Origin of the sequence: Herbaspirillum hiltneri N3, assembly GCF_001267925.1 — a bacterium.
GTDB lineage: Bacteria > Pseudomonadota > Gammaproteobacteria > Burkholderiales > Burkholderiaceae_D > Herbaspirillum > Herbaspirillum hiltneri.
The window spans coordinates 280,628-305,117 of sequence record NZ_CP011409.1 but is presented as its reverse complement, the minus strand read 5'-3'; the positions used below and the strand labels follow the sequence as shown (position 1 = coordinate 305,117).

Genomic DNA, 24,490 nt, shown 5'->3' with positions numbered 1-24,490 from the left:
CGCGCAATGCGCCGGATCAGCTCCGGCGCCGCGGCAAGGTAGCGTAATCAGGGAGTTTCACATCTTCTCCAGAGAATTCAACGTATGCGTCAAGTCTTACTCGTCCCGCTGCTGACAGCCGCCCTGCTGGGCGCCTCGGCCCACGCCGCCGACCTGGTACAGGTCTACCAGCAGGCGCTGGCGAATGATCCCGTCTACCAGAGCGCGCGCTACGCGCTGCGCGCCGGCGAAGAAAGGATCACCCAGGGCCGCGCCGCCATCCTGCCGACCGTCGGCATCGGCGGCAGCTACACGCGCTCCGGCGACACCATGCAGAATTCGTCCAACACCTATACGCTGCAGCTGACGCAGCCGCTGCTGCGCTGGGCCAATTGGGAAACCTACCAGCAGGGCAAATTATCGGCAGCCGTAAGCGAGGCGCAATTCGCCCAGGCTCAGCAAGACCTGATTCTGCGCGTCGGGCAGGCTTACTTCGATGTGCTGGCGGCGCAGGATGCGCTGGGTTTCCTGCGTGCGCAAAGAATCGCCATTTCGGAGCAACTGGCCTCGGCCAAGCGCAACTTCGAAGTCGGCACCGCCACCATCACCGACACCAATGAAGCGCAGGCGCGCTACGACCTGGCCGGTGCCCAGGAAATCGCCGCTCAGAACGACCTCGAAGTGGCGCTGAGCAGATTGCAGCAGATCATCGGCCAGCCGCCGACACCGCTGTCGGCGCTGCGCCCGAACGTGCAACTGAGCCTGCCGCAGCCGGCCGTGATCGATCCATGGATCGCCAGCGCCGAACAGCAAAATTCCAACGTGGTGGCGCAGCAGGTCTCGCTGGAAATCGCCCAGAGCGAAATCAGGCGCAACCGCGCCGGCCACACGCCCACGATTGACCTCGTGGCGGGCCGCAACTACACCAACCAGAACAGTCAGCTGACGCCTTACACCAACGGCCGCGGCTACGCCAACTCGATCGGCGTGCAATGGAATATCCCGCTGTTCTCGGGATTCAGCGTCAGCAGCAAAGTGGATGAATCGATCGCATTAGCCGACAAGGCCCGCTCGGACCTCGAGAATGCACGGCGCACCGCCGTGCTCAATGTGCGCCAGTCTTACCTCGGCGTGAGCAACGGTTTGTCGCAGGTGAAGGCGTATGAAGCGGCGGAAGTCTCCAGCCTGTCGGCGCTGGAATCCAATCGTCTCGGCTACCAGGTCGGCGTGCGCATCAACATCGACGTGCTGAACGCACAGCAACAGCTGTTTTCAACCCGGCGCGATCTGGCCAAGGCGCGCTACGACACGCTGATGAATGGATTGAAGCTGAAGTCGGCCGCCGGCAGCCTGAAGGAAGAAGACCTCGCGCAGATCAACCTGCTGCTGGGCGCGCCTTCTCCCTGAGAACCCGGTCAGCGGAGCAGCGTCGGCGCCGTCTTGATAGCGTGAATGCAAGCGGTAAGCAGGCTCTCCGCCTCCAGCTCCAGATCGAAGCTGTCGGGCGAAAAGAACCAGTCGGCCAGCAAGCCGCTGAACATGGCATGCGCCATCAAACAGGCGCGGCGGATGTTCAGGTCGGGCGGTAACTGTCCGCGGGCAATGGAGTTCGTGAGAATTTGCTCCATGCGCAACATGCCTTGCATGTGGCATTCGCGCTGGCGCATCAGGATCGGATCATTGTGATCGACGAATTCGCACTTGTTGAAAATGATGTCGAAGACTTTGCGGCAACGCGGATCGGTCGCCGCCTGCTTGAGCACATAAACACCGCCCTTGATGAACTCGCCGAGCGGATCGGTGACGCGTTCGTCGGCGTTGGCTTCCATGATGGCTTCCATCGGCAGACGCACGCGCTCGCACATGGCGTCGAACAGGTCGCTCTTGTTCTTGAAGTGCCAGTAGATCGCGCCGCGCGTCACGTCGGCGGCTTTGGCGACATCGGCCAGCGAGGTGTGCGACACGCCGCGCTCGTAAAACACTTGCTCGGCGGCGTCGAGGATGCGCGAACGGGTTTCGAGGGCTTCTTCCTTGGTCGAACGGGCCATCGTCAGCAGTCCGGGTAGGATGTTTGGGGCATAAATGTTGGGTTCATTGCAATCTCCGGGCACGTTCGTTGTGCGATAAAGACAGACTGTCGCAGTTCTCTTTGACAAAGAGAGGATTTCGCGAAAATCTGCATGTTTTGCATGTTTCTGAAAGTATCGCTGAATTGCATTTCGACATATTGCGATACATCAATCAAATACATACATACAAGAATGTATGTATAATAGCACCGGATTTCAATGGCCGCTTGGGCGTTTTTACGATTGCTTTCTTTTGTTTCACCCGTCTGCTGTCTTTTCTGCACCGCAACAATTTTTACGTTATCTTCTTGGTTCTGCCGCAGTACCCATTATTGTCAATCGTGTTTTCGTAGTTACTCCGTAATCATTCCGTAATTGTTCCAAAGCTATATTCAGTAATTTCAGTAATTTAAATTCCGCAATTTAATTACCGTATTCGAATCACCAGCTGCATTTGCAGCTTCAACTTTACCTACCGTGCGAGATATTTATGAGCTCAGTTAGTCGTTTCACGCGCCTTACCCTTACCGTTGTCGCCGCGGCCGCCCTCGCGGCATGCGGTCAAAAACCGAATGCCCAGGCCGGCGCAGGCATGCCGCCGGGCGAAGTGTCGGTCGTCACCATTGCGCCTGAGCGCATCACCATCAGCAACGAACTGCCGGGCCGCCTGGAAGCCACGCGCATTGCCGAAGTGCGCGCCCGCGTGGCCGGCATCATTCTCAAGCGTACCTTCCGCGAAGGCAGCGAAGTCAAGGCAGGCGAGGTGCTCTATCGCATCGACCCGGCTACGTTCAAAGCCAACTACGACAGCGCGCAAGCCACGCTGGCAAAGAACCAGGCCACGCTGACGCAAGCCACGCTGAAGGCGCAACGCTACAAGCCGCTGGTCGAAGTCAACGCCGTCAGCAAGCAGGAATATGACGACGCCGTGGCTGCGCAGAAGCAAGCCGAAGCCGACGTCGCCGCCGGCAAGGCAGCCGTGCAGACCGCCGGACTGAGCCTGGGCTATGCCACGGTAACGTCGCCGATCTCCGGTCGCATCGGCCGTGCATTGGTGACCGAAGGCGCCTTGGTCGGCCAGAACGAGGCAACGCAATTGGCCGTGGTGCAGCAGCTCGACCCGATCTACGTCAACCTGACGCAATCGAGCACCGACCTGCTCAAGCTGCAGCAGGCCATGTCCAGCGGCCAGTTGAAGACCGTCGGCCAGGGCAAGGCCAAGGTCACCCTGGTGACCGATGACGGCCGCCCTTACCCGCTGCCGGGCAAACTGCTGTTCTCGGATGTCACGGTTGACGCGACCACCGGTGCGGTGACCATCCGCGCCGAGTTCCCGAACCCGAACCGCACGCTGTTGCCGGGCATGTATGTGCGCGCGCAACTGGAGCAGGCAGTCAACGAATCCGCCATCGTGGTGCCGCAACAAGCGGTCATGCGCGACCTGAACGGCTCGTCGGTGCTGGTGGTCGGCGACGACAACAAGGTCGCGGCACGTCCGGTCAAGACCGGCTCGGCGCAAGGCAACAACTGGGTCGTCACGGACGGTCTGAAAGCCGGCGACCGCGTGATCGTCGAAGGTCTCCAGAAGACCAAGCCGGGTGCGCCGGTCAAGCCGGTGCCATGGAAGGGTCCGGCCGCCGAAGCCGGCGCTGCGCCGGCTAATGCATCCGCTGCACCTGCAGCGGCTCCAGCCAAGCAGGACGCCGCAACCAAAGCTAACTAAGAGGCTGTCAGATGGGAAAGTTCTTTATTGATCGCCCCGTATTTGCGTGGGTGCTAGCAATCTTCATCATACTGGCGGGCGCGCTGGCCATTACCGGCCTGCCCGTCTCCCAGTATCCGAGCATCGCGCCGCCGACCATTGTGGTCACGGCAACTTATCCGGGCGCGACCGCGCAAACCCTCGACGATTCGGTGACCAGCCTGATCGAACAGGAAATGAACGGCGCCGACGGCTTGCAATACATGGAGTCGCAAAGCCAGGCCAACGGCCAGGTGCAGATCACGGTGACCTTCTCGCCGGACACCAATGCCGACCTGGCCGCGGTGGACGTGCAGAACCGCCTGAAACGCGTCGAAGCGCGTCTGCCCGCGGCTGTGACGCAACAAGGTGTGCAAGTCACCAAGTCGCGCAGCAACTTCCTGCTGTTCATCGGCTTGTCGTCGACCGACGGCAAACTCGATCCGGTGGCGCTGGGCGACTATCTGTCGCGTAACGTCCTGAACGAAGTCAAACGCGTTCCCGGCGTCGGCCAGGCGCAGCTGTTCGGCACCGAACGCGCCATGCGCATCTGGATCGATCCGAACAAGCTGATCGGCCTGAACCTGACACCGGCTGACGTGACTGCCGCCATCACTGCGCAAAACGCGCTGGTGGCTGGCGGTACGCTGGGCGCCTTGCCGAGCCCGACCTCGCAGCAGATTTCTGCGACCGTGGTCGTGAACGGCCAGCTGACCAGCCCGGAACAGTTCGGCAACATCATCCTGCGCGCCAATGCGGACGGTTCGTCAGTGCGCATGCGCGACGTCGCCCGCATTGAAGTCGGCGGACAGTCATACGACACCTCCGGCCGCCTCGACGGCAAGCCAAGCTCGTTCATCGGCGTGCAGCTGTCGCCGACCGCGAACGCGCTGGGCACAGCCACTGCCGTGCACAAGAAGATGGAAGAGCTGTCCAAGTATTTCCCGGCCGGCGTGAAGTACACCATCCCTTACGACACCTCCAAGTTCGTCAAGATCTCGATCGAAGAAGTGGTCAAGACCCTGATCGAAGCGATCGTGCTGGTGTTCCTGGTGATGTTCCTGTTCCTCCAGAACATCCGCTACACCATCATCCCGACCATCGTCGTGCCGGTCGCGCTGATGGGCACCTTCGCGACCTTGCTGCTGTTCGGTTTCTCGATCAACGTGCTGACCATGTTCGGCATGGTGCTGGCGATCGGTATCCTGGTCGATGATGCGATCGTGGTGGTGGAAAACGTCGAACGCATCATGAGCGAAGAAGGTCTGTCGCCGCGAGAGGCAACCCGCAAGGCGATGGGCCAGATCACCGGCGCGCTGATCGGCATCACGCTGGTGCTGATCGCGGTGTTCATCCCGATGGCGTTCTTCGGCGGCGCGGTTGGCGCGATTTATCGCCAGTTCTCGCTGTCGATGGTGGCGTCGATGGTGTTCTCCGTGCTGATGGCGTTCACGCTGACGCCGGCGCTGTGCGCAACCATCCTGCTGCCGGTCGAAAAAGGCCATCATCACGAAAAGAAAGGCTTCTTCGGCTGGTTCAACCGCCGCTTCAACAAGACTGCCAGCGGCTATCAGGGCGTGATCGGCAAGATGCTGACCAAGGCCGGCCGCTACATGATCGTGTACGCCATCATCGTCGGCTGCGTGGGCTTGCTGTATGTGCGCCTGCCGGCATCGTTCCTGCCGAACGAAGACCAAGGCTACATCATCACCAACGTGCAGTTGCCGGCAGGCGCGAGCACCGGCCGTACGCTGGAAGTGATCAAGACCATCGAAAACTATTACCTCAAGCAACCTGCGGTCGAACACGTCGTGGCGATTGCCGGTTTCAGCTTCTCGGGTAACGGTCAGAATGCGGGTCTGGTGTTCACGCCGCTGAAGGACTGGGGCGAGCGGGACAAGACACAATCGGCGGATGCCATTGCCGGCCGTGCATTCGGCGCGTTCTCGCAAATCAAGGATGCGATCGTGTTCCCGCTGAACCCGCCGCCTATCCCTGAACTGGGTAACGCGACCGGCTTCACCTTCCGTCTGCAGGACCGTGCCGGTCTGGGACATGCTGCACTGGTGCAGGCGCGTAATCAGATCCTCGGCATGGCTTCGCAAAGCAAGGTGCTGGCCGGTGTGCGTCCTGAGGGCCTGGAAGATGCGCCGCAGCTGCAACTGGACATCGACCGCGACAAGGCCAATGCATTGGGCGTGCCGTTCTCGACCATCAACAGCGTGCTGTCGACTGCCTTGGGTTCGTCCTACGTCAATGACTTCCCGAACCAGGGTCGTCAACAGCGGGTGATCGTCCAGGCCGACGCCAAGCGTCGTCTGCAACCGGAAGATCTGGCCGGCCTGTATGCCCGCAACAGCGGCGGAACCATGGTGCCGTTCTCTTCCTTCACCACGTCGAAATGGATCAACGGCCCGGTGCAGCTGATCCGCTACAACGGCTATCCGGCAATGAAAATCGCCGGCGGCGCAGCACCTGGCCGCAGCACCGGTGAAGCGATGGCGGAAATGGAAGGCTTCGTCGCCAAGCTGCCGGCCGGTTTCGGCTTCGAGTGGACCGGCCAGTCGCTGGAAGAAAAGACCTCGGGTTCGCAAGCGCCGGCACTGTATGCGCTGTCGCTGATCGCCGTGTTCCTGGTGCTGGCGGCGCTGTACGAAAGCACCTCGATCCCGCTGGCGGTGATGCTGGTGGTGCCGCTGGGTATTCTCGGCGCACTGCTGGGCGTGACGCTGCGCGGCATGCCTAACGACGTGTACTTCAAGGTGGGCATGATCGCGGTGGTCGGCTTGTCGGCGAAGAACGCGATTCTGATCATCGAATTCGCCAAGGATCTGCAAGCGCAAGGCATGGGCCTGATCGAAGCGACGCTGGAAGCGGTGCACCTGCGCTTCCGTCCGATCATCATGACCTCGCTGGCGTTCATCCTCGGCGTGCTGCCGCTGGTCATCGCCAGCGGCGCCGGCTCCGCCAGCCAACGCGCCATCGGTACCGGCGTGATGGGCGGGATGATCACGGCGACCGTACTGGCCGTGTTCCTGGTCCCGATCTTCTTCGTCGTCGTGCGCAAAATCTTCAAAGGCAGCGAACGCCAGCGCAAGCTGGACGCCGCCCATCACAAAATCGATGCGGAGGACCACAATGTTTAAGTTTCCCACCCTGCGCCTGAAGCAGTTGAGCGCAGCCATGCTGGTGGTCGGTGTTTTGTCCGGCTGCACGCTGGCGCCAACCTACGAGCGCCCGCAAGCGCCGGTCGAAGGCAGCTATCCGGCCGACGCCAAGGGCCAGGCGGCGTATGACGCCGCCACTCTCGGCTGGCGCCAGTTCTTCCCTGATCAACGCCTGCAGGCACTGATCGCAGCCGCGCTGGAAAACAACCGTGATCTGCGCACTGCGGCACTGAACATCGAAGAAGCGCGTGCGCAGTATCGGATCGCCCGTGCCGACCTGCTGCCGACGCTGAACGCGACCGGCAGCGAATCCCGCACCCGCCTATCGGCCAGCCAGTCGACCACCGGCTCACCGCTGATCACCAAGAGCTATCAGGTCGGCCTGGCGGTTCCGGCCTATGAACTGGACTTCTTCGGCCGCGTACGCAGCCTGAAGGATGCGGCGCTGTCGACTTACCTGGCGACCGAAGAAGCCAGGCAATCGGTGCAGATCAGCCTGGTGTCCCAGGTCGCGCAGGCGTATCTGACCGAGCGTTCCTACGCCGAGCAACTGAAGCTGGCGCAGCAGACGCTGGAAAGCCGCCAGTCCAACCTCGGCCTGGCACAAAAGCGTTTCGACGTCGGCGCCTCGTCGGCCCTCGACCTGCGCCTGTCCGACACGCTGGTGCAATCCGCCCGCACGTCGGTGGCGACGCTGCTGCGCCAGCGCGCCCAGGCGGAAAACGCCCTGGCGCTGCTGGTCGGCACCAACGTCAAGGATCTGCCTGCAGGCCAGGATCTGTCGCTGCAAAACATCGTCACCGACATCCCTGCCGGCGTACCGTCGGAACTGCTGACACGCCGTCCGGACATCCGCTCAGCCGAACAGAAGTTGCTGGCCGCCAACGCCAACATCGGCGCGGCCCGCGCTGCGTTCTTCCCGCGCATCAGCCTGACCGGCTCCTTCGGCAGCGCCAGTAGTTCGCTGGGCGGCTTGTTCGATTCCGGCTCGGGCGCCTGGTCTTACGGCCCGCAGCTGAGTTTGCCGATCTTCGATTTCGGCCGCAACAGCGCCAACCTGGACGTTGCGGAAGTGCGCAAGAACCAGGCCATCGTGACTTACGAAAAGACCATTCAAACGGCCTTCCGCGAAGTCGCCGATGCGCTGGTGGCACGCGGCACGCTGGACGAACAGATCGAAGCCCAGGAAGCCTTTCTCAAGGCGCAACAGGAACGTCTGAACCTGACCGACCTGCGCTACAAGAACGGCATCGCTTCCTCGCTCGACCAGCTTGATGCGCAGCGCGACTTGTTCTCGGCCCAGCAGGCGCTGATCCAGGCGCGCCAGTTGCGTCTGAACAATGCGATTGATTTGTATCGTGCGTTGGGTGGCGGGTTGAATGAAAATTCGGTGACGGTGGCGGCGACGCCTTCGGGATCGAAGTAAATAACCCTTTGTGCCGTAACAAAAAAACGCCCCTGAGAAGGGGCGTTTTTTTATGACCGTTTTCATGACGGAGCTCCGTGAAAAAAACCCGTCAGACGTCTTCCTGTTTCAGCATCCCATTCAACATCGCCATGGTGCGTTCAGTAGCGCCCTGATGCCGACGCGCGAATTCCCGCGCATGCAGCGCCATCGACGTGCGGCGTTCGCCATCGGCGAACAGCGACTGCGCTTGCAGCAACATCTCCGCCGCGCTGTTGACGCGCAACGCGGCACCGGCGAAGACGGCATCATCGCTGATCATCTGGAAATTGAAAGTGTGCTCGCCGATCAGCACCGGGATACCCAGGGCACAGGCTTCGATCAGGTTTTGTCCGCCCAGCGGCAGCAGGCTGCCACCGATGAAAGCCGTTTCGCAGGCCGCGTAGTAAGCCGCCATTTCGCCCATTGAATCACCCAGGATGACGGCCGTATCCGCAGCCACCGTGGCGGCACCGAGCAGCGAGCGCCGTTGCATGGCGAACCCGCGCGCTGAAACCATCGCTGCGACTTCATCGAAACGCTGAGGATGGCGCGGCACGATCACGGTGAGAAAATTGCGATCCGCGACCTTGGCCAATGCGTCGAGGACCAGCGCCTCCTCGCCTTCGCGCGTGCTGGCGCACAGCAGCACCGGACGTTCGCCGAACTGCACCCGCCATTGCCGACCCAGTGCAACCATCTCAGCCGGCGCTTCAACATCGAACTTGATGCTGCCGGTCACATGCACCTGGCGCGCGCCGAACAGGCGCAAGCGCTCGGCATCTTGTTCGGACTGCGCACCGACGCAGTCGATGCCGGCGGCGGCCTCCAGCAGGATGGCGCCGAACCGCTGGCCGCGACGCAGCGAACGGGCTGACAGGCGTGCATTGGCCAGCACGACCGGCACGCCATGGCGGACGCATTGGCGCACCATGTTCGGCCAGACTTCGGTTTCCATCAGGATGCAGATCCGTGGTTTGAAATGGCGCAGGAAACGCGCGCACATCCAGCCGGTATCGTAGGGGAGGTAACTCTGGATCACGCGCTCCTGCGCCTCGAACAACTGCCGGCCGGTTGCGCGACCGGTGGCGGTCATGTGCGTGAGCAGGATCGCATGTTGCGGATAGGTTCGGAGCAAGGCTTCGATCAGGGGCTGTGCCGCGCGCGTCTCGCCGACAGAGACCGCGTGCACCCAGATCAGCGGCTGCGCGGACTGGCGTGCAGCGTGACCATAGAACCCCAGGCGCTCGCCGATGTGCTGCCGGTAGCCCGGCTCCTTGCGGCCGCGGCGCCACAGGCGCAGCAACACGAACGGCAGGCCAATCCACCACAGCGCGGAATAAAGCAGGCGCATCAGACCAGCTGGCGTCCGGTGAGCTTGCTCAGGATGGCGAGCGGACTGGCGGTGGGGTCATATTGCTTTTCGGCGGGCAGGTGCAGGGTCTGCTCCAGCATGTACTGGCCGGACATCACGGCATGCGACGCCTGGTCCGAGAAGCACACCCACACCGAGCCGGCCGCGAACGGCATGGTGACCTGGCCGGCGCTTTCCTGATAGGCCATGTCGCCCTTCATGCCGTCATGCAATTGCAGCATCAGGTGATCGTATTCGCTGCGCAGGGATTTGGTCACGTGCAGCGCTTTGAGCGCCTTGGCCTGCCACGCGACATAAGGCTTGGCGCGCGGCACGAATTTGCGCGCCACGGTTTCAAACGGCTCGCCGACACGCCACACGCGCGGCACGCCGTCGGGGTTGATATTGCTGAACACGCGCAGGATGCGCTCGCCGTAATTCGGCCGCGACGGAAAAGCGTCAACGTGCAGGCGGCGGTCATCGGCACGCCAGGATTGCGCGCGCGTCTCGACTTGGGTCGGACGATAGCTGGTCGGCGCCAGGCGCAATGCGCCTTTGTATTTCGGCAGCAGCGAATAGACCAGCGACTGCGCTTGTTCGCGGAAACGCCCGATCATCAGCGCCAGCGCGAGTTGCGTGGCAGTGTCGCCGACCGCGCCTTTCAGATGGCCGGCAGCGTCCAGGCTGATGTTGCGGACCTTGGGGTCGCGGATTTCCGGCTTCAGCAAGGTTTTTTCTTCCGGCAACAATTCGAACGGCAGTTGCGGGAAGTACAACACCTTGCCACCTTCCAGGCCGGCGATCCATGCGGGATTCGGTTCGGTCACCTGCCAGTCGGTGACGCCGATTTCGATAATTTGCGATTCCATGTCGATATTATGCCTCGTTGTTCCGTGCGCCACTGCCGCGTTATGCGGCAGCCTGGGCGGACAATACCCCATCGATGGCGAGCAGTACTTGCGCTACATCAGGAGGATGGCCGGTATCGCCCAGATTGGCGACGAAAGGCGACCAGTTTCCTTCGGTTTTCCAGCGCGGGGAGTCGCAGTAAAGTTCCACGGTAGGCCGGCAATAAGCGGCGGCAATATGCGTGAGGCCGGTATCGAGTCCAACCACCAGTGCGGCGCGGCGCACCAGCGTGACCGCCTCCATCAGCGGCAGCGCAGGCAGGACCGTCGCTTGCGACATCAACGCCGCGAGGCGTTCAGCGGCCAGTTTTTCCTGGGGATTGCCCCATGGCAGCAAGACCGGCAAATTGCGCGCATGCAGCGCCTGCGCCACGGCAACCCAGTGCTCCGGCGCCCATTGCTTGGCGGCGCGCGCGGTGCCGTGGAAGAACACCGCGTAAGGATGCGGCGGCAGCCAGGCCGGAGCCGTGTCCGGCATCGGTATGCCCAAGGCAAAATCGGCCGCATCGTCAGGCGTGTAGCCGAGCGCGACTGCAGCCACCGTGCGCGCCCGCATGACTGCATGCGTACGCAGGCCGACCGGCACGCTCAGTGTATGGAAAACCCTGGAAAGCGGCTCGTAACCCGAGCCTTCGGTGGCGTTGGCCAGCCCGACACGCTTGCCGCCGGGGGCCAGACGCGCCATGCGCATCACCACGCTGGTCTTGAGCAAGCCCTGCGTATCGAAGACGAGGTCATAAGCTTCATGGCGCAGCCGGCGATAGAAGCCGGCGATTTCAGCGCGCGTGGCAGCCGAACCGAGACTCTTGCGCCAGCGCCGCAGGGCGATCGGGATAATATTGCGGACATGGGGATTGAGCCGGATCAGGCTGGCATAGGCCTCTTCCACCACCCAGTCGATATTGGCATCCGGATAATGGCGCCGGATATCGGCGACCATGGGCATGTTGTGCACCACGTCGCCTAGGGACGAAACGCGGACGATCAGGATGTTCAAGGCTAACCCACTATTATTTGTCTGTGGGCCAGCATCTTACCCCTTTCAAAAGGGCAAGGCTACATCCGGCCGGGCCGCCAGAATCACGCGCCGGAACTCGTCCTGGATGCGCGCCAGCGCCTGCTCCGTCTCGGCCTCGAAACGCAGCACTACCACCGGCGTGGTGTTGGAGGAGCGCATCAGGCCGAAGCCGTCGGCGTATTCGATGCGCAGACCGTCAATCGTGATGATCTGTTCGGCGCCGGGGAATGTTGCGTCGTTTTGCAATTTCCCGATCAGGGCGAAGTTCTCGCCCTCCTGCAGCTTCAGTTGCAATTCGGGCGTGCTGATCGATTGCGGCAGGGCATTCAGCAGCGCCGACGGATCGGCTTCGCGGCTGAGCAGCTCCAGCAAGCGCGCGCCGGCGTACAGGCCGTCGTCGAAGCCATACCAGCGATCCTTGAAGAACACGTGCCCGCTCATCTCGCCGCCCAGCGGCGCACCGGTTTCGCGCAGCTTGGCCTTGACCAGCGAATGGCCGGTCTTCCACATCAGCGGTTGTCCGCCGCGTGCGCTGATCCACGGCGCCAGGTGGCGCGTACATTTGACGTCGTAGAGGATTTCACGGCCCGGATGCCGCGTCAGCACATCGGCGGCGAACAGCATCAGTTGCCGGTCCGGATAAATGATCTGCCCATCCTTGGTCACCACGCCGAGGCGGTCGCCGTCGCCGTCGAAGGCCAGGCCGATTTCGTTATCGGTCTCTTGCAGGCAGCGGATCAGGTCCTGCAGATTTTCCGGATGGGCCGGGTCGGGATGATGATTGGGAAAGGTGCCGTCGACTTCACAGAACAGCTCGGTCACTTCGCAGCCGAGCGCACGATACAGTTCACCGGCAAAGGCGCCGGCCACGCCGTTGCCGCAATCGACGGCAATTTTCATCGGCCGCGCCAGTTTGGCGTCGCCGACGATGCGGTCGATGTATTGCTTGCGGATGTCATGGGTGCGATAGCTGCCGGCACCGGTGGCGAAGCTGTTCTTCACGATGGCCTGGTACAGCGCCTGGATGGTCTCGCCATGGATCGCTTCGCCGGCCAGCACCATCTTGAAACCGTTGTAGTCGGGCGGATTGTGGCTACCGGTGACCATCACGCCGGATTGCGTACCGAGCACGTGCGTGCCGAAATACACCATGGGCGTGGCGACCACGCCGAGGTCGATGACGTCAACGCCGGATGCCTGCAGACCCGCGGCCAGCGCCGCTGACAATTCAGGCCCCGACAACCGGCCGTCGCGGCCGATAACGACTGCGGTCTGGCCCTTGGCCAAGGCTGCGCTGCCGAAGGCTTGGCCGATTTGTTTTGCCACCTCGGCGTTGAGGGTGTGGCCTACGATACCGCGGATGTCGTAGGCTTTGAAGATGGAGGGAGATACGTTTGTCATGATTGACCCTGCAATTCACAAAATTGAAAAGCGGGAGATATGCCCCCGCTTACGCGCTACCAACGACGGATTATTTTTTCTTGCCGAGAATCATCCAGCGCGGCGCGCGGAAACGGACGATGCGCACATACAACCAAAGATACGTTGCGACGAAGCTCAACGAGAACAGCATCAATACCCATGTGTGCCGCCAAAACAAGGTCGCGGGCAACACAGCCAGCAAAGACAACAACCATAGGTAAGGCGACGTCATCGAATTGCGGCGAGTAAGCGCGCGGGCGTCTTCTCGTCCAACGGCCCACACTACGACGCGACGAAAAATCAAGCTGTGCAGGTGAATGCCGTCGGGCATACCGGGAGATTTGCCCCGCAAGAAAACCCGCCGGTAAGCCGAGAACAAGGTTTCAAACACCGGGTAAATCAGCAGCAGCAGCGCATACCACGTGGAAACTTCCGGGTTACGCATCACCAGCAAAATAGATAACTCACCGAGCACAAAACCAAGAAAATAAGCGCCACCATCTCCCAGAAAAATCATTCCCGCCGGGAAATTCCAGATGAAAAAACCTGCCGTCGCTCCGGCCACCATCAACGCGATGATTAACACAAAACTGTCGTTAACTTGCAGTGCTACATAACCGAGGGACAACAGCATGCAGATCGTCACCACACTGGCCAGGCCATTGAAGCCGTCGATAATATTAACCGCGTGGGCGATACCGGCTACTGCAAAAATCGTCAATGGCAAGGCAAGCCAGATCGAGCCTAACCACCACTCGCCGGAAATCAAATGGATATGCTGAATTTTGGCGCCCAACAGAAAATATCCCAGCGCCGCAGCGATCATCGTCAGCCCCAAACGGCGCGTCGGACTCACCCTGCGTGTGAAATCTTCAAGAATCCCGCCTAGAAAAGCCACCGATGAACATAGCAGCAACAAGCCAATAGGGCTACCCAATTCGCGCGAGCGAAACACCGTAATGCCGCTGGCGATGATGACGGTGACAAAAATACACAGGCCGCCGATGCGGGGCACTGCGTGGGAATGTACTTTTTGTACTCCCCCCAGATCGACGTCCAGTCCCCTGCCATAAAAATGGGCGTGCCGGATGACCAACAACGTCAGGATCGCCGAAATGACGAAACTAATAAGAAAAGATGACATGGAGCGGAAGCGTGATTTGAACCTGAGCGTAGCCTGATTTGCTTGGGGAAAACCGCCTTCTCAGTGAAGGCGAGATTATAGCCTTGCCTTTGCAAACAACGATCTGAATCGTCTGCTCGGCGAATCTCGCGAAGTGGGTAATATTTATGGCACTGCCTGATGCAGCTGGTTTCACGCCGCATATTAACCGACACAAGATAAGGTTGCATCCCGCAAAATCCTTGTCAGTGGCAGGATGCCGGGATATTGCATTTTTGACAACCGGTTATTTTCAAACGAATGGGGCTGTGAGTTGGGCGACCGCAGCGTTGTTGCGTCACAACTACATCTGTAAAATGAATTGCCTAATTTTATTCGAGATAATGATGCGTTGGTATCTCATCTATACCAAACCAAAACAGGAAAAACTCGCTCAGGAAAATCTTGAGCGACAGGGTTATGTTTGTTATTTGCCAATTATTTTCAAGGAAAAACTTTCTCACAACCGACGTCATGTGGCGAAAGAGCCACTGTTTCCACGCTATCTTTTCATCCACTTGGACCAAGCAAGCTCAGGCAAAAGCTGGAGTCCCATACGGTCCACCAAAGGTGTGAGCAGGCTGGTCGCATTCGGTGCAGAAGCCGCAGTAGTCAGCGACCATTTGATTGATTTACTGCAGTCCTTGGAAAACAGCAGCCATCATCCCGCGCCGCTATTTACTCCCGGTGAAAAAGTATTGGTCGCCGAAGGCGTCTTCAGTGGCATCGAGGGAATATATGAAATGGCCGACGGTGAGAGCAGAGCCATGGTCTTGATCGAAGTATTGAGCAGACCCGTACAAATGAAGTTGCCAAAAACCAACTTGCGCAAGATCAGTTGAATTGACGATCCCGATAGCATCGTCCAAGCGCCATATATCTCGAAACTATAGCGTTCCGCATTAGAAATACCCCTCGGAATGCTGTGTCTATGGCACAATCCGTTCGCCTAATGAACAGGATCAAGACGATCTTTACAAGAGGAAACATGTTTTATGTTGCCGCCGCGCTTGCTGATCGTGACACAGCATGGCGGTAGCCTGCCAAAACGCTTTATTTGCTGAATGAATTTCATGACGAACCGACGGGCCGAGTTTCAGGAAGATCTGCAGTTCCAGGTACTTCGACGCTTGCAGGAGGAACCTGATCTAAGCCAGCGTACGCTGGCGAAGGAAATGGATATCAGCCTCGGCAGCATCAACTTCTGTTTTCAGGCCCTCATGGAAAAGGGCTGGGTCAAAATGCAGAATTTCAGCCAAAGCGGCCATAAACTGGGCTACGCCTATTTGCTTACGCCATCCGGCATTGCCGAAAAATCACTTCTGACTGCGCGTTTTTTAAAGCGCAAGATGGAAGAATACGAACAGTTGCGCAAAGAAATCGAAGCGCTTCAGGCCGAATTACCCGACGAATCGCAATCGTCGCCTTGACCGCCAGAGCAATATATTTCCGGCAAGCTACAGCTGTCCATTTGTGATTCTGCCTGCCAGCAAAACAAACCGAACCTGAAAATTTATCCCTGCGAAATTTTATGCCTTCGTCCCCTAAAATCTACGTTGCCGGCCACCGAGGAATGGTGGGATCGGCGATCGTCCGCACCTTGCAGCGACAAGGACATGAAAACATCGTCACGCGGACGCATGCAGAACTCGACCTGACCGAGCAGGCAGCTGTGCGAGCCTTCTTCGAACAAGAGCGGCCGGATCAGGTTTATCTTGCCGCCGCCAAAGTCGGCGGCATCTATGCGAACAATACTTACCCTGCTGAATTCATCTATCAGAACCTGATGATGGAGGCCAATATTATTGAAGCCGCATTTCGTAACGGTGTCAAAAATCTGCTGTTCCTTGGCTCCAGTTGCATCTACCCCAAACTGGCTGATCAACCGATGCGCGAAGATGCTTTGCTCACCGGCACACTCGAAGCGACCAACGAGCCTTATGCACTAGCCAAGATTGCCGGTATTAAGCTGTGTGAAAGCTACAACCGCCAATACCACGTCAGCCACGGCATCGACTATCGCAGCGTCATGCCGACGAATCTGTATGGTCCGGGAGACAACTATCACCCGGAGAATTCGCACGTCATTCCGGCTCTCATTCGCCGCTTCCACGAAGCCAAAGTCAATCGCAGCCCGCGGGTTTATATCTGGGGCACGGGCACACCCAAACGCGAATTCCTGTTCGTCGACGATATGGCTCTGGCGAGCGTACATGTGATGGCGCTCGACAAAGCGACGTATGACCAGCACACCCAGCCAATGCTCAGCCATATCAATGTCGGATACGGCAGCGACATTACCATTCGCGAGCTCGCCGAAACCATCGGTAAAACTGTCGGCTACGAAGGCACGATTGAATTTGATTCGAGCAAGCCCGATGGCGCTCCGCGCAAACTCATGGACAGCGCCCGGCTCAACGCGCTGGGATGGCATGCCAAGGTGGAGTTGGCGACTGGACTGGCATCCGCCTATCAGGACTTTCTAAAAAACGAATCAGCACGTACATAACAAAGGTAATCAGCAATCATGACAACCCCACCAAAAGTCGCACTCATTACAGGCATCACTGGTCAAGACGGCGCCTATCTCGCCGAATTTCTGTTGAACAAAGGCTACATCGTGCACGGCATCAAACGCCGCACCAGCCTGTTCAATACCGACCGGATTGACCACCTTTATCGTGACCGTCATGAAAAAGATGTGCGTTTTTTCCTGCATCACGGCGACATGACTGACTCGTCTTCACTGGTACGCATTCTGCAACAGACGCAACCTGATGAAGTCTACAATCTGGCCGCACAAAGCCACGTCGCGGTCAGCTTCGAAGAACCCGAATACACCGCCAACTCAGACGGCCTGGGCGTGTTGCGCCTACTCGAAGCAATCCGTATCTTGGGACTGGAAAAGAAGACGCGTTTCTACCAGGCCAGCACCTCGGAACTGTATGGTCTGGTACAAGAAATTCCGCAGAAGGAAACCACGCCGTTCTATCCCCGCAGCCCTTACGCCGTCGCCAAACTGTACGGTTACTGGATCGTCGTCAACTATCGCGAAGCCTATGGCATTTACGCGTGCAACGGCATTCTGTTCAACCATGAATCTCCGATCCGCGGCGAAACATTTGTCACTCGCAAGATCACCCGCGCACTGGCCCGCATCAAACTGAACCTGCAAGAATGCCTGTACCTCGGCAACATGGATGCCAAACGCGACTGGGGCCATGCACGCGACTACGTTGAAATGCAATGGCTGATGCTGCAACAAGACAAGCCGGAAGACTTCGTCATCGCCACCGGCGTGCAATTCAGCGTACGAGATTTCGTCAATGCAGCAGCTGAGGAATTGGGCATCACGCTACGCTGGGAAGGCCAGGGCGTCGAAGAAAAAGCCTACGACGAAAAGGGCGTCTGCCGTGTCGCTGTCGATCCTCGCTATTTTCGCCCAACCGAAGTTGAAACGCTGCTCGGCGACCCGACCAAAGCGAAAGAAAAATTGGGCTGGACACCGCGCACAACTTTCAACGAGCTGGTCTGCGAGATGGTCCGCGAAGACCTGAGGGCAGCCGAACGCGACGAGCTGGTCAAAAAGCACGGCTACAAAACGATGAACTACAAGGAGTAAGCGACATGGCCCACTTCTCGCTACTGAATCTTCCCACTTTCAATGAACCCCGTGGGTCGCTGACTGTCATGGAAGATGCCTTGCCGTTCAAAGTGGTCCGTACCTACTGGATTTATGGTGCAGACGGCCAGACGCGCGGCGGACATCGTCATACGCATACGCGCCAGGCATTGATCGCCATCAACGGCAACATCTCGATTTTCATGAATGATGGCATTACCAGGGAAACCATAGAGCTGAATCATCCCGGCCAATGTTTGCTTGTCGAGCCAAAAGACTGGCACACCATGACGTTTGGCCCGGGTTCAATACTGCTGGTCATGTCATCGCACAGCTACGACCGCAGCGAATACATCGATACACCTTATGAATGATCCGAAGATGATTGAATATGAAAGCCTGGGACAGTCCAATGCCGCCTTCATGACGGAGTTGGAAGCAGCAGCCGTACGTGTAATCCGCTCGGGTTGGTATGTATTAGGCAAGGAAGTCAGCGCTTTTGAAGCCGAGTTTGGCACCTACATCGGCGCCAAACACTGCATCGGCGTTGCCAATGGTCTGGATGCACTGATCCTCTCTATCGAAGCCTTGGACCTGCCCAAGGGCAGCGACATTCTGGTCGCGGCCAATACCTACATAGCCACCATCCTCGCAATTCTGCGCGCGGGCCACCAGCCGGTGCTAGTCGAAGCAGAATTGGCCACATTCAACATGGACCCGGCCCTGTTACCGGGCGCCATGACCAAGAAGACGCGTGCGATCTGTGTGACACACATGTTCGGCAAGATCTGTCGGATGGATGCAATTGCGGCATTCGCGAAAGAGCACGGTTTGAAGCTCATCGAAGATTGCGCCCAATCGCACGGTGCCAAACTGAATGGAAAAATGAGCGGTACTTTCGGCAATGCCGGCTGCTTCAGTTTCTATCCAACCAAAAATCTCGGCGCCGTCGGCGATGCCGGTGCGATCACGACAGATGACGATGCGCTGGCCGACAGATTGCGCCACCTGCGCAATTACGGCTCGAAACAGAAATACGTCAACAAATATCCTGGCGTCAATTCTCGTCTCGATGAACTACAGGCGGCGTTGTTGCGCGTGAAGCTTCAACACCTTGACGCCATGACCGCGCACAAACGAGCGCTGGCAGACATCTACGATCAGCATCTGCCTGACTGGGTTATTAAACCACGCCGTCGCGAAGATGAATTCGATGTGTTCCACATCTATGGCATCCGCCATCCCGAGCGTGACGCCCTGCGGCAGTACCTGCTGGACAATGGCGTAAAGACCGAAGTGCACTATCCCATTCCACCACATCGGCAGGAAGCCATGGCGGGCATCCTGTCAGGCAACTATCCGATTGCAGAAGAACAGCATGCAACGGAGCTGAGTCTGCCGATTTCGAACGGACATACCGCTGACGACATACAACGTGTTTGCGATGTCATTAGCGGATTTACAAAGACAAAATGATCGATAACAAAAGTAAACTCTCGTCCAACATGGAATTGCTGACGATCGAAGCCGGCCGCGCGGATGCGCACTACTGGCGCGATCTCTGGAAATTCCGCGAATTGTTGACGTTTCTTGCTTGGCGCGACATCCTGGTGCGTTACAAACAGACGGTTATCGGCGTCGCATGGGGGCTAATTCGTCCTTTGCTAACGATGGTCGTATTCACCGTCATCTTCGGCAAACTGGCCAATTTGCCATCAAACGGTGTGCCCTATCCGGTACTGGTCTTTGCTGCACTGCTGCCCTGGCAATTTTTTGCCAATTCACTTTCCGATAGCAGCAACTCACTGCTCAGCAACGCCGGCATGATATCCAAAGTGTACTTTCCCAGATTGATAGTGCCTGCCAGCGCCATCATCGTCAGCCTTGTAGATTTCGCGATCACATTCGTGCTGCTGCTGCTGGTTATGCTGTGGCACGGCATCTATCCAAGCTGGCGTATGCTCGCGCTGCCCCTATTCATATTGTTGGCCCTCGCGACCTCGCTGGGCGCAGGATTGTGGTTTGCCGCACTGAACACGAAGTTTCGGGATTTTCGCTACATCGTTCCTTTCGTCGTGCAATTCGGACTCTATGTCTCCCCCGTCGGCTTCAGCAGCGACATCGTCCCGGAGCGCTGGCGTTTGGTTTATTCGCTCAACCCGATGGTTGCCGTCATCGATGGCTTCCGCTGGGCCGTGATCGGCGGTGCGTCTCAAATATATTGGCAGGGGTTCATCATCTCGGTGCTGTTCATCACTGCGCTGCTGTTTACCGGAATCATGTATTTCCGTAAAACCGAAAAAACTTTTGCGGACGTCATCTGATCATGCCAGCTATCAAGATTGAAAATCTCAGCAAGAAATATGTACTGAACCACGAACAAGGCGGTAATTACGTCGCACTGCGCGACGTAATTGCCAACGGCGCGAAAAAGCTCATCCAGAATATCCGCCACCCCTTGGGCGGCTACGATGCCGGAGATCCTGCCCATGAAGAGTTCTGGGCACTCGATGACGTCTCTCTTGAAATCAAGCAAGGCGAACGGATCGGCATCATCGGCCGCAACGGCGCCGGCAAATCCACGTTACTGAAGATCCTCTCGCGCATCACCGAACCTAGCCGCGGTCGCGTACACCTCAACGGGCGCGTCGCCAGTCTGCTGGAAGTCGGAACCGGCTTTCACCCGGAGCTGACTGGCCGCGAAAACATTTTCCTGAACGGCGCCATTCTGGGCATGAGCAAAACCGAGATCCGCCGCAAGTTCGACGCCATCGTCGAATTCGCGGAGGTAGAACGCTTCCTCGACACACCGGTCAAGCGCTACTCCTCAGGCATGTACGTACGCCTGGCGTTCTCGGTGGCCGCACATCTTGAGTCCGACGTCCTGATCGTCGACGAAGTGCTGGCCGTCGGCGACGCCGGCTTCCAGAAAAAATGCATGGGAAAAATGGAATCGGTCGCCAATGAAGGACGCACCATCCTGTTCGTCAGTCACAACATGGGCGCCATCAGCGAACTATGCACCTCGGCAGCATTGCTGCACAAGGGCAAGCTAGTCTCGCAGGGCGGGGTGCCACAGGTGGTCGAACAATATGCACGCCTGACGCTCAACGAGCAAGAATCCGGGCTGCAGTTCGAAGATGACGAACGTAAGCCAAGTTCCATCGTTGGTGTGCGCATCTGTAACACGGACGGCGCCAATACCAACGCGTTCGACATGGCCGATGACGTTATCTTCGAAGTAACTTACCGGATCCGTGAAAGCACTGCTGCACTGCAGTTGACGCTGACAATATCCCGCAATATGGTGGATCTGTTGCATTCGTTCGACACCGACGAAGACATTGAACTACCAATGCGCCCTCCAGGTCTCTATACAGCGACGTATCGTATTCCGGGCATGACGCTCAAGGCCGGTAGCTACTCGGCCTCTGCATCTCTTGGCACACCAGAGGTACTTCTGCAGAACTTGGAGCATATCCTCGCATTTGATGTTGAAGAGTGGTCCGTCAATACGCAATCCAGAAGTTATCGCCGAGAACGCCCCGGTTTGCTCATCTCTCCGGGAAAATGGGTCACTGACATGATCACTGAGGCTTCACATGCCACTACCAAGTGAATCACAAACTCCGATATCACCCGACTTGTTCCGCAATTTTCAGGAGTGCAAGACGGCGCGGCAAAGACGAGTTATCCGCACGATACGTTTGCGTCAACTGGCGTTGCGCCCCCTGTTTTTCTTGTGGAGAATGATTAAATGAGTAACCTGAGCAACTCTTGGAACGCATTCTCACCGGACATAGCCGAGCAATACCTGAAAACATACGGCCATCCCTCGGTTTCATCCAAGGCCTTGCTGGTGGATGTGCTGAAGCAGTACACCGCCTCTGTCGCCAAGCCGAGCGTCATTGATCTTGGTTGCGGCAATGCTCAAATTGGTGAGTTTTTCATAGAGAAAAATTTCGACTGTGTTTATACGGGTGTCGATTTTTCAGATGTGTTGCTGGATGTAGGCCGGCGCGTCCTTCCAAATGCAAACTTCATCAAGGACGATGTGAACACATTGGGACTGATTCAGGGGCGATACGACATCGCGCTTTATTCGCATGTTGTCGAATTATTGAGTTCCCCGGAAGAATCGCTTGCCGCTGCAAAGCGGCTTTCAGATATCGTCGTCATCCGTTTCTATGAACCGCCGGAATTTGAAACCGATACGACCGAGTTGAAATGGATGGATGTCGGCAATGAGCAACAAGTCCCCTTCCTGCGCCGCAAAATGTCACGCGATTATTATCGAATGGTGCTGGCCAAACTGGATTGCAAGCAAGTCGACATCTATCGTGACGCCACCAAGGACCAAGTACATGTACTGCTGTTCTAGTCCGTTCTTTCGCAGAATCCGTTACCAGTAAATCACCATGGCTTGCATATTGAAACTGCCGACCGAAAATTCGGTTGGTGTAATCAGCATTACCACTCCAGAGCGCGATTCCCAGATTGCGAATGATCCGGCACTGCGCTCCGCCATCGAGGGCATGAAGAGAAAATGGCTTATCGGGCTGCATCACAACTGGCACGATCATAACTTTCGCTATGACCCGTTGTTTGATTTCAGCATGGCAGGCGAGGACGATCTTCGGGAAATTAACGGAACCACTGTTCCCTTGGTTCCGATGGATGCCTGCAATTTTGTTCCTGAAACATTCAAGCCTCGCACCACGGAGAAGTTTTGGGACATCTTGTATGTGGCCCGTGCAGTTCAATTCAAACGCATTCCTGAGTTCTTTCAGTGCATTCGTGATTTGTATGATGCGGGGCATAAATGCCGTGTGCTTTTCATCTGCCCGGTTCCGTCTTACGATGCTAAAAATCAGAATACTGTTTTTTATAACATTCGCGAAGTGTATGACACGATGTTTATCGGGGCCGAACGCGATTTGTTCAATCTGCTGACCATCGACTACCGGTACCCATTTCCTTTTGATCTGGATACGTTGGCGCATTTTTACCGTTCCTCCAAACTCTTCGTTCACACTGCTGATGACGAACGACGCTGCCGCGTCGCGGGCTATGCTTGGGCAAGCGGCATTCCGGTCGTGGCGATGAATTGCGTAGCGGGTCTTCTCCCGCCGGAAGCGAGAAAAACGCCTTATTTCTACGAGGCGAAGCAATATGCGGATTTTCCGACACAGATAGTACGGGCATTACGAGATCAATCATCTGCCCAATGGGATACAGCATTGATGGAGCGTTTTTTCATAGAAACCAAATCGACCGATACACTCAATAGCTATCTGCAAAAAATTGCGATGGATCGTGGCCTTCCTTATGACCTGGAAAATCTCTCTAGAAAAAACCTGAGTATCAGATTAGGCCGACATCACGTTGACTCAGAAGGGCCCAATAGTCTTAACGTCAAATTGATTGATCTGATTGAATGGATTTCGAACAATCCTACAGAGGCGCAACACGCACTGCAAAGTGAAGATCCAGAACGTGCAATGAACATTAAGAAAAGCGAACTAGGCCTCCTAGAACGTCTGCGGAGTTTTATATCCAAATTCTGACTGATAAACAGGCAGACATTAGTCTTCGAGCGTTGGCAGGAATCATGGGCTTGGAAGATCATCACAACACACAGGAGCGTTAGGCGTGCACGAGCACAAATTAATTTTTTCTCAGCTCGCAGCTGAAACAGGTTTGATTGTCAATTATTTGGACGTCGGGGCAAGAGGAGACATCTATGCTCCTTGGTCACTGTTTCAGGATGACTCTCTGAAAGTCATCGGCTTTGAACCGGACCCCAAAGAATGTGCACGCTTAAGCCAGTTGTATCCCGGACGTGTTTACTACCCTCATGCACTATGGGGATCTGAGGCAACCAAGAATTTTTATCTCTATGAGTGGGAATCGACGTCATCGATGTATCCGCCCAATGAAGCGCCCAATCGTACTTATTTGGAGCGCCATTGGACCGGCCGTAAGCCCAAAGCTGAAATAGAAGTACAGTGCGTCGCCTTGGACGATGTACTAAGTGAGGCCGATGCACCTGATTTTATCAAGCTTGATACACAAGGATCCGAATACGAAATATTGCAAGGGGCTCGAAAAATTCTGACCAAAAATCAACCGTTGGTGCTTGCCGAAACTTGGTGTACTGAAGTCTACAAGGGGGCACCGTTAACACATGACGTAATGCGTTTGATGCATGAACTCGGCTATGAACTGTTTGATCTGAATGTCGCGGCGGCGTGGAGATATGGCCCCAAAACAATTAAATCCGTCAATGCAAAAGCAAGAATGATTGGCTTCGACCTACTGTTCGTCAAGCGAGTGGATTTACATGATTTTGACAACCTCGAAACACTCCTGAAGTTTGCAGGATTGTGCGAGTTGTTCGGATTCCGCGACTACGCGGCGCTCAGCCTAGAAAAATCCAAATTCGCTGACACGCTGATTGTCAAGCAAGCAATCGACGTATTGGTTGCCAACAACCAATGGGAAACTTCGTGGCAGCGAAAAATCGCATCGAAATTCAAACGATTAGTGAGAAAGAATTCTCCGCTGTGGCCACAACTTCATTGAAACAATAAGAACGATATAT

The 24,490-nt window shown here is 57.2% G+C and carries 21 protein-coding genes; 15 read left to right on the top strand and 6 right to left on the bottom strand.

Annotated features, from left to right (window positions below; genetic code table 11):
• The first annotated feature begins 84 nt into the window (after positions 1–84).
• Complete coding sequence (locus tag F506_RS01370) at positions 85–1,386, top strand: TolC family outer membrane protein (protein ID WP_053195002.1); 1,302 nt, start codon at positions 85–87, stop codon at positions 1,384–1,386.
• An 8-nt stretch (positions 1,387–1,394) separates the two neighbouring features.
• Here F506_RS01370 and F506_RS01365 read toward each other — a convergent pair whose 3' ends face one another.
• Entirely contained in the window at positions 1,395–2,027 is a 633-nt protein-coding gene (locus tag F506_RS01365; RefSeq protein WP_053195001.1) for a TetR family transcriptional regulator, read from the bottom strand.
• A gap of 511 nt (positions 2,028–2,538) precedes the next feature.
• Between F506_RS01365 and F506_RS01355 the strand changes: the two genes are divergently transcribed.
• Genes F506_RS01355 through adeC form a run of 3 tightly spaced genes read left to right on the top strand, consistent with a single transcriptional unit; the run spans position 2,539 to position 8,382 of the window.
• Positions 2,539–3,771, top strand: coding sequence for an efflux RND transporter periplasmic adaptor subunit (locus F506_RS01355; protein WP_053194999.1), 1,233 nt, complete (start codon positions 2,539–2,541; stop codon positions 3,769–3,771).
• Between the two features lie 11 nt (positions 3,772–3,782).
• A complete protein-coding gene (locus F506_RS01350; RefSeq protein ID WP_053194998.1) occupies positions 3,783–6,935 on the top strand; it encodes an efflux RND transporter permease subunit in 3,153 nt (1,050 codons plus the stop codon).
• Complete coding sequence (adeC, locus tag F506_RS01345) at positions 6,928–8,382, top strand: AdeC/AdeK/OprM family multidrug efflux complex outer membrane factor (RefSeq protein ID WP_200907700.1); 1,455 nt, start codon at positions 6,928–6,930, stop codon at positions 8,380–8,382. Before F506_RS01350 ends, adeC begins: the two co-directional genes overlap by 8 nt.
• Positions 8,383–8,473: 91 nt before the next feature.
• On the opposite strand, the gene waaA is transcribed toward adeC, so the two are convergent.
• From waaA to F506_RS01320, 5 genes are all read right to left on the bottom strand, one after another.
• Complete coding sequence (gene waaA, locus F506_RS01340) at positions 8,474–9,754, bottom strand: lipid IV(A) 3-deoxy-D-manno-octulosonic acid transferase (protein ID WP_053194996.1); 1,281 nt, start codon at positions 9,752–9,754, stop codon at positions 8,474–8,476.
• Positions 9,754–10,623, bottom strand: a complete 870-nt coding sequence (locus F506_RS01335; protein ID WP_053194995.1) for a Kdo hydroxylase family protein — start codon at positions 10,621–10,623, stop codon at positions 9,754–9,756. Before F506_RS01335 ends, waaA begins: the two co-directional genes overlap by 1 nt.
• A 40-nt stretch (positions 10,624–10,663) precedes the next feature.
• On the bottom strand, positions 10,664–11,659 hold the full coding sequence (gene waaC, locus F506_RS01330) for a lipopolysaccharide heptosyltransferase I (protein WP_053194994.1): 996 nt from the start codon (positions 11,657–11,659) through the stop codon (positions 10,664–10,666).
• A 45-nt stretch (positions 11,660–11,704) separates the two neighbouring features.
• Positions 11,705–13,081 (bottom strand): phosphomannomutase/phosphoglucomutase, encoded by a 1,377-nt coding sequence (locus F506_RS01325; RefSeq protein ID WP_053194993.1) that lies wholly within the window; start codon positions 13,079–13,081, stop codon positions 11,705–11,707.
• A gap of 70 nt (positions 13,082–13,151) precedes the next feature.
• Entirely contained in the window at positions 13,152–14,246 is a 1,095-nt protein-coding gene (locus F506_RS01320) for a glycosyltransferase family 4 protein (RefSeq protein ID WP_053194992.1), read from the bottom strand.
• 146 nt (positions 14,247–14,392) lie between these two features.
• On the opposite strand from F506_RS01320, the gene rfaH reads away from it, so the two are divergent.
• From rfaH to F506_RS01265, 11 genes are all read left to right on the top strand, one after another.
• Positions 14,393–15,106 carry a transcription/translation regulatory transformer protein RfaH gene (rfaH, locus tag F506_RS01315; RefSeq protein ID WP_235471328.1) on the top strand — a complete coding sequence of 238 codons (714 nt, stop codon included), beginning with the start codon at positions 14,393–14,395 and terminating at the stop codon, positions 15,104–15,106.
• A 231-nt stretch (positions 15,107–15,337) separates the two neighbouring features.
• Positions 15,338–15,694 (top strand): MarR family EPS-associated transcriptional regulator, encoded by a 357-nt coding sequence (locus F506_RS01310; RefSeq protein WP_053201123.1) that lies wholly within the window; start codon positions 15,338–15,340, stop codon positions 15,692–15,694.
• Between the two features lie 101 nt (positions 15,695–15,795).
• Positions 15,796–16,773, top strand: a complete 978-nt coding sequence (fcl, locus tag F506_RS01305; RefSeq protein WP_053194991.1) for a GDP-L-fucose synthase — start codon at positions 15,796–15,798, stop codon at positions 16,771–16,773.
• An 18-nt stretch (positions 16,774–16,791) separates the two neighbouring features.
• Complete coding sequence (gene gmd / locus F506_RS01300; protein ID WP_053194990.1) at positions 16,792–17,886, top strand: GDP-mannose 4,6-dehydratase; 1,095 nt, start codon at positions 16,792–16,794, stop codon at positions 17,884–17,886.
• A 5-nt stretch (positions 17,887–17,891) separates the two neighbouring features.
• Complete coding sequence (locus F506_RS01295; RefSeq protein WP_053194989.1) at positions 17,892–18,260, top strand: sugar 3,4-ketoisomerase; 369 nt, start codon at positions 17,892–17,894, stop codon at positions 18,258–18,260.
• Positions 18,253–19,362 (top strand): DegT/DnrJ/EryC1/StrS family aminotransferase, encoded by a 1,110-nt coding sequence (locus F506_RS01290; RefSeq protein ID WP_235471322.1) that lies wholly within the window; start codon positions 18,253–18,255, stop codon positions 19,360–19,362. The genes F506_RS01295 and F506_RS01290 overlap by 8 nt, the downstream gene beginning before the upstream one ends.
• On the top strand, positions 19,359–20,210 hold the full coding sequence (locus tag F506_RS01285; protein WP_053194988.1) for an ABC transporter permease: 852 nt from the start codon (positions 19,359–19,361) through the stop codon (positions 20,208–20,210). The genes F506_RS01290 and F506_RS01285 overlap by 4 nt, the downstream gene beginning before the upstream one ends.
• Positions 20,211–20,212: 2 nt before the next feature.
• Positions 20,213–21,505: an ABC transporter ATP-binding protein gene (locus tag F506_RS01280; RefSeq protein ID WP_053194987.1), complete on the top strand. Its 1,293-nt coding sequence runs from the start codon at positions 20,213–20,215 to the stop codon at positions 21,503–21,505.
• 138 nt (positions 21,506–21,643) lie between these two features.
• A complete protein-coding gene (locus F506_RS01275; RefSeq protein WP_053194986.1) occupies positions 21,644–22,267 on the top strand; it encodes a class I SAM-dependent methyltransferase in 624 nt (207 codons plus the stop codon).
• Positions 22,268–22,316: 49 nt separating this feature from the next.
• Positions 22,317–23,453, top strand: a complete 1,137-nt coding sequence (locus F506_RS01270; RefSeq protein ID WP_144423967.1) for a glycosyltransferase — start codon at positions 22,317–22,319, stop codon at positions 23,451–23,453.
• Between the two features lie 85 nt (positions 23,454–23,538).
• On the top strand, positions 23,539–24,471 hold the full coding sequence (locus F506_RS01265; RefSeq protein ID WP_083457513.1) for an FkbM family methyltransferase: 933 nt from the start codon (positions 23,539–23,541) through the stop codon (positions 24,469–24,471).
• Positions 24,472–24,490 lie beyond the last annotated feature (19 nt).

Bases quoted from the DNA above. Each gene is read 5' to 3' on its own strand.
- F506_RS01370 (WP_053195002.1), top strand. From the start codon at position 85: ATGCGTCAAGTCTTACTCGTCCCGCTGCTGACAGCCGCCCTGCTGGGC.
- F506_RS01365 (WP_053195001.1), bottom strand. From the start codon at position 2,027: ATGGCCCGTTCGACCAAGGAAGAAGCCCTCGAAACCCGTTCGCGCATC.
- F506_RS01355 (WP_053194999.1), top strand. From the start codon at position 2,539: ATGAGCTCAGTTAGTCGTTTCACGCGCCTTACCCTTACCGTTGTCGCC.
- F506_RS01350 (WP_053194998.1), top strand. From the start codon at position 3,783: ATGGGAAAGTTCTTTATTGATCGCCCCGTATTTGCGTGGGTGCTAGCA.
- adeC (WP_200907700.1), top strand. From the start codon at position 6,928: ATGTTTAAGTTTCCCACCCTGCGCCTGAAGCAGTTGAGCGCAGCCATG.
- waaA (WP_053194996.1), bottom strand. From the start codon at position 9,754: ATGCGCCTGCTTTATTCCGCGCTGTGGTGGATTGGCCTGCCGTTCGTG.
- F506_RS01335 (WP_053194995.1), bottom strand. From the start codon at position 10,623: ATGGAATCGCAAATTATCGAAATCGGCGTCACCGACTGGCAGGTGACC.
- F506_RS01325 (WP_053194993.1), bottom strand. From the start codon at position 13,081: ATGACAAACGTATCTCCCTCCATCTTCAAAGCCTACGACATCCGCGGT.
- F506_RS01320 (WP_053194992.1), bottom strand. From the start codon at position 14,246: ATGTCATCTTTTCTTATTAGTTTCGTCATTTCGGCGATCCTGACGTTG.
- rfaH (WP_235471328.1), top strand. From the start codon at position 14,393: ATGGCACTGCCTGATGCAGCTGGTTTCACGCCGCATATTAACCGACAC.
- F506_RS01310 (WP_053201123.1), top strand. From the start codon at position 15,338: ATGACGAACCGACGGGCCGAGTTTCAGGAAGATCTGCAGTTCCAGGTA.
- fcl (WP_053194991.1), top strand. From the start codon at position 15,796: ATGCCTTCGTCCCCTAAAATCTACGTTGCCGGCCACCGAGGAATGGTG.
- gmd (WP_053194990.1), top strand. From the start codon at position 16,792: ATGACAACCCCACCAAAAGTCGCACTCATTACAGGCATCACTGGTCAA.
- F506_RS01295 (WP_053194989.1), top strand. From the start codon at position 17,892: ATGGCCCACTTCTCGCTACTGAATCTTCCCACTTTCAATGAACCCCGT.
- F506_RS01290 (WP_235471322.1), top strand. From the start codon at position 18,253: ATGAATGATCCGAAGATGATTGAATATGAAAGCCTGGGACAGTCCAAT.
- F506_RS01285 (WP_053194988.1), top strand. From the start codon at position 19,359: ATGATCGATAACAAAAGTAAACTCTCGTCCAACATGGAATTGCTGACG.
- F506_RS01280 (WP_053194987.1), top strand. From the start codon at position 20,213: ATGCCAGCTATCAAGATTGAAAATCTCAGCAAGAAATATGTACTGAAC.
- F506_RS01275 (WP_053194986.1), top strand. From the start codon at position 21,644: ATGAGTAACCTGAGCAACTCTTGGAACGCATTCTCACCGGACATAGCC.